Annotated in this window: 1 protein-coding gene; it reads left to right on the top strand. The window is 39.3% G+C overall.

Features of this window, described 5'->3' with window-relative positions:
- Positions 1–62: 62 nt before the first annotated feature.
- Positions 63–425, top strand: a complete 363-nt coding sequence (locus JKA74_RS20665; protein WP_201433144.1) for an ISAon1 family transposase N-terminal region protein — start codon at positions 63–65, stop codon at positions 423–425.
- Positions 426–746 lie beyond the last annotated feature (321 nt).

Raw genomic sequence — 746 nt, 5'->3', positions numbered from 1 at the left:
GGATCAAGCAATAAATCTGGGGATTTAGGAATGAAGAATTAACTTTGTCAAAAAAAGACAAAGTGGATCAGAGTTTAATTGAGTTGTTTTTGCCAGAAGGTATTCTCGAATATTTCCAGGTTACTTCAGTTAAAAAGAAAGAAGATAGTTTTCAAATCAGTTTAGAGGAAAAGAATATCATTCCAGGGGAATATAGCGGACAAAAGTTATTGTCTAAAGGTTTTTATGATGTGATTACTGTTCAAGATTTCCCGGTACGTGGAAAAGCCTGCTATTTGAAGGTAAAACGCAGGAGATGGACGGTGGAAGATACTGGTCAGGTAGTGTCAAGGGATTGGAGCTTAGTAGCAAAAGGAACGCGTTTAACAGAGGAATTCGCGTCTTTTTTAAAAGCAGTGCATCGATACCACGCCAGTAAACTGTAAAAGTCTGGGGAAATATTTCTGTTTAAACGGCAAGCTGCTGGAAGAGCAGTATTACTCTCATTTAAGTGGTTTTACCAATTGGGATCAATTAGATCACGCTGAAGACCATATTGTCTTCCCAGAGAATATTGGCGAACACATCACGATTGACGAGACTTCTCTTTCCCAGGGAGAGCTTTACACTATCGTAACCAACAAGGCTGCTAAAGGACAAAAGGGAGCTTTAATTGCCATGATCAAAGGTACTGAAAGCGAAAAGGTAAGGTCTATACTGGTCAGGAAGATACCTCATCATGCAAGACGAAAAGTTAAAGAAGTCAC

Source organism: Marivirga aurantiaca, assembly GCF_016679925.1.
Classification (GTDB): Bacteria; Bacteroidota; Bacteroidia; order Cytophagales; family Cyclobacteriaceae; genus Marivirga; species Marivirga aurantiaca.
The sequence above is the reverse complement of the archived record's forward strand: the minus strand, read 5'-3'. Positions and strand labels throughout refer to the sequence as shown.